This window comes from Microbacterium sp. Bi128, assembly GCF_918698205.1.
Map to the genome: position 1 here is coordinate 1 of NZ_CAKKMM010000761.1, position 2,430 is coordinate 2,430.

Here is a 2,430-nt window from a genome sequence, read left to right on the forward strand (position 1 = left end):
AGTACCTGATGGAGGCCGCCGACTACTTTAAGAAAGCAGGAGCCTCCCAACGTGCGGAACAGGCCCTTGAATTCCTGACTGAACTTCCCTGACTTAGCACTGAACGGGACATGCTCTCCGCTGGACTTGAGGGGATGGACATAATGGCAAGATGTCCACCGGCCGGGCCGAACGCTGTACATGTCCCGTGCTCGAGGCCGGGTGCGAGGGACGACTCCAGCCACCGCAACCAAGATTGGACATGTCCGGTGTCCTAAGCCGGGAATAGTGAACTAGCCCTGCCGCGCGAATCAGGACTGGACATGTCCCGGGGTGGCGGAAGCCGCGGCAGCCTTGCGTCCGAGTAACACGGCGGCGACGCCGGCCACGATGCTCAGCGCCAAGAGGACCCAGCCGGCCACGGTGAGCCCGGAGGCCATGGCGACCTGACCGCCGTCGAGAGTGTCGGCGGACATCATTTCATCGATCACCGTGTTGCCCCACAGCCGGACCGCAGCAAAGAGCAGTGGCAGCGACCACAGCGCCCAGCGCAGGGATTTCCGGGCCACGTTGGTTCCGATCAGCAGCAGCCAGGTGAAGCCAAAGATCAGCGGGAAGAGCATCCCGGCCGTCTTGTGGACATAGTTCAGCTGGCCCCGGGCATCGGCGTCCATGGCCGCGCGCAATTGCTCCACGAACCCCAGGTCAAAGCCGCCCACCAACGAGTCGGGCATTGCCTGGCCGCCCGACAACTGGGTGAGCTGGTTGAGGGTGAGCAGGTGCAGATACCAGAACAGGAACAGGCTGGCCACGACCCCGGCGATGACAATCAGATTGCTGTTGCTCTGTGCCTTCTGCGGTGTCCGGCTGGTGGTCGGATTGATCACCGGAGGGAGATGGTGCTGGGGGACCGCCGCGTTGGCGCCGTGCTTTTTGATCCGCTGCGCGGGTGTCTTGGCCATGGCTCCATTATCGCCCGTCCTGCACACCCCTCCGCGCCGCCGTCTGCCCGGGTGCCCGCGCCGGCTGTTCACTGCCAGCGGGCGCCGATAGTCTGGGACGCGTGACCGAACTAGGAAAACACCGGCTCGGCCGGCACAGCACCGCAGATCTCGACCCCTCACTGGATGACTACCAACTGGCCGAGGCCCTGGTCCGCGAGGCCGGTACCCTGGCGCTGTTGATGCGGCAGGCCGGGCTTGAAGGCAGGCAGAAGACGTCGGTCTCGGACGTGGTCACGGCCGCCGACCACGCCGCCGAGTCCTACGCGCTGGAACAGCTTCGGCGCTGCCGCCCCGATGACGCCGTCCTGGGCGAGGAGGGCGCCTCCGTGGCGGGCAGCAGCGGCCAGACCTGGGTCATTGACCCCGTCGACGGGACCTTCAACTTCTTGCATGGATCCACGTACTGGTGCTCGGCCATTGCCCTGAAGGATTCCTCCGGTGCAGGGCTCGGCGCCATCTTCCAGCCGGAGGAGGACAAACTCTGGCTGGGCGGGACGTCCCGTGCGGCGACGCTCAATGGCGAAAAACTGGTCACCTTCCTGCCCGGCGCGTCCGGTGGCACCGGACGTTCCGACACGCCGCTGGCTGATCTCGGCGCGGCAACCTACATCCACCCGACGTGGCTTGCCGATCCGATGTGTGCCATGCCCTGGCACGCGGCAGCGACGTCGGCGGCCGCGCTGCGCATGTTCGGGTCCGGCTCCTGCGACCTCGGCCGGGTCGCGGACGGAGAGCTCGGCTGCTGGTTCCAGCACAGCTGCCCCGAGTGGGACTGGCTGCCCGGGAAGGCGATCGTGGAGGCGGCCGGCGGCGCGACCGACGTCGTGCGCGTCAACGGACTCGACTGGTTCATCGCGGGAGGCACGACGGCGGTCCAGCAGCTGCGCGCCGCGCTCAGCTCCGGGGGCGTCGGCTAGCTTCCCGCCTGCCGGACCTCCCCGTGGGACATGCTCAGTCTTCCCGACAACCTCCGCGGGGCATGCTCATCGTTCGCTGTCAGGAGTGGGCACACCGGGAGTATGTCCAGTGGTCACGGGTGGCGGAGGACATGTCCGTTGGGCAGAGCTGTGTCCGTAGCGCATGCTCATTTTTCAGAACAACCTCGGCGGTCTTCAGAACAACCCGGGTCTTCCCCGGGACAGCCTCCGCGGGGCATGCTCATTCTTCGAGGTCAGGACTGGGCGCAGGGGGATTATGTCCACTGGGCGCGGGCAGGGGAGGGCATGTCCCGACGGGCGGACACGGCTGTCAGCGCCACCGCCTAGACTTAGATACACCATGGATATGTTGTTTGACCCTTACGCCGACGGACCCTTCCAAGCTGCCTCCAAGGCGGCGGCAGGCACTAAATCGCGCTCCGGGTCCGGCCTGGCGGGCCTGGATTCCGGACCGGATTCCGCCCCGCACGGCGGAAGCCCGCACGGCGGTAGCCCGCACGGCGCCGCCC

At 66.7% G+C, this 2,430-nt stretch carries 2 protein-coding genes; one reads left to right on the forward strand and one right to left on the reverse strand.

The window, feature by feature from the left end; all coding sequences use genetic code 11:
* Positions 1-290: 290 nt before the first annotated feature.
* The gene (locus LQV45_RS25905; protein WP_230009516.1) at positions 291-941 is read right to left on the reverse strand and encodes a hypothetical protein; all 651 of its coding nucleotides are present in this window, start codon (positions 939-941) and stop codon (positions 291-293) included.
* Positions 942-1,042: 101 nt separating this feature from the next.
* Here LQV45_RS25905 and LQV45_RS25910 point away from each other — a divergent pair, with 101 nt between their 5' ends.
* A complete protein-coding gene (locus LQV45_RS25910) occupies positions 1,043-1,900 on the forward strand; it encodes an inositol monophosphatase family protein (RefSeq protein ID WP_230009518.1) in 858 nt (285 codons plus the stop codon).
* Positions 1,901-2,430: the final 530 nt, after the last annotated feature.